The sequence below is a fragment of the Desulfovulcanus sp. genome (assembly GCF_982781345.1).
Map to the genome: position 1 here is coordinate 1 of NZ_CEYAEZ010000161.1, position 1,366 is coordinate 1,366.

At 39.3% G+C, this 1,366-nt stretch carries 2 protein-coding genes; both read left to right on the top strand.

The annotated features are described in order from the left end of the window. Positions 1-463: 3-dehydroquinate synthase family protein (locus AC3WVG_RS11900; protein WP_488798333.1), on the top strand; the 463-nt coding region annotated here is incomplete at its 5' end. Continuing rightward, positions 464-1,366: AAA family ATPase (locus AC3WVG_RS11905; protein ID WP_488798334.1), on the top strand; the 903-nt coding region annotated here is incomplete at its 3' end. It abuts the gene before it with no gap.

Sequence of the window (1,366 nt, forward strand, 5' to 3'; positions counted from 1 at the left end):
TAAATTACAACAATTAGACGAGACGTGTTTACAGCACATCATCTTCAGATGCTGTGAAATTAAAGCGCTTATTGTTGCACAAGATGAAAAAGAGCAGGGCCTTCGTGCGTTGTTAAATTTAGGGCACACGTTTGCGCATGCTATTGAAGCACAAATGGGTTACGGTGTTTGGTTACATGGAGAAGCAGTCGCAACAGGTATGGTGCTTGCTGCAAAGCTTGCTTATACTCGCCAAGATTTAACACGAGAAGATGTAGAGCGTATTGCTACATTAATAGCGCAATATAGCTTACCAATCGAGATACCTAGCGATATGACCAGTGAGCACTTTTTACTGCATATGCGAAAAGATAAAAAGAATAAAAAAGGGACTATCCGATTCATTTTACCCACCGAATTTGGTCAATGTGCATTAGTTGATGATGTGTCTGATGATCAAGTCAGAGCATTGATCGAGCAATAAATGCAGTCACAAATTTTACCGAGCCGTGCGGCTTTGGTGGATAGAATCGCATTGCAATTTGAATATGGTCAAAACCTAATTGTTTTATTGGGTACCTCTGGTCTAGGTAAAAGCTATTTGCTTGAAACCTTCATTACTGATAAATATAACGATTTTAATAAAGCGTTTGTGCAAGTTGGTGCACAGATGACTGATGTGCAATTAATGACTCAGTTATTAGAACAAAGCTTTAATGCCCCTTTAATTGACCACAATCTAAGCTTATCGCAAAACTATTATCAATTAGCGCAACAACAACAATGTGGCGCGTGTTTATGGGTGATTGATGGCGGTAGGCACCTATCTGAAGAACTCATTGCAGAGCTTGAGCTGTTATCAAAAAATGCGCCTAATGTGTTGTATGTTATGATTGCATCACAGTCTAAATTAGCATTCAAAGATGCAGTTAATATTCATTTAGAGCCATTAAATATAGTTGAAAGTAAGCAGCTCATGGGATGGTATTTTACGAGCTTACCTTATGATGAAGATCCTGTCTTTCAAACCTTTTTAGTTGAAGCTCAAGGTAATCCGAGTTTGTTATTAGCCTGGCAGCCTAGCGAGCAGGTTGCTGATATTGTAGTTAAAGATAAGGTTTCTTGGCGCTTACAGCTGCTAACACTATTACTAATAATTATGTTGTTGATCATTGGTCTTGTGTACAAAGCTGATATGACCCATTGGTGGGAAAGTGCCAATCGCCAAATTGATGAGCAAGTGCTATCAACCGCTATTACAACTGAACAAGCAATTGAAAATAAACCACAGCAGTTCATAGCGCCTAAAACTATTGAGCCGCCAGCAGCTGTCATTCAAAAGCCCACTCAAGACAACACCATTAATAATGTTCCAGCGATAGTCGGC